Here is a 256-nt window from a genome sequence, read left to right on the forward strand (position 1 = left end):
CGCGTCGGATGTGAAAGCCCGGGGCTTAACCCCGGGTCTGCATTCGATACGGGCAGGCTAGAGTTCGGTAGGGGAGATCGGAATTCCTGGTGTAGCGGTGAAATGCGCAGATATCAGGAGGAACACCGGTGGCGAAGGCGGATCTCTGGGCCGATACTGACGCTGAGGAGCGAAAGCGTGGGGAGCGAACAGGATTAGATACCCTGGGTAGTCCACGCCGTAAAACGTTGGGAAACTAGGTGTGGGCGACATTTCC

The organism is Streptomyces himastatinicus ATCC 53653, assembly GCF_000158915.1.
Lineage (GTDB): Bacteria > Actinomycetota > Actinomycetes > Streptomycetales > Streptomycetaceae > Streptomyces > Streptomyces himastatinicus.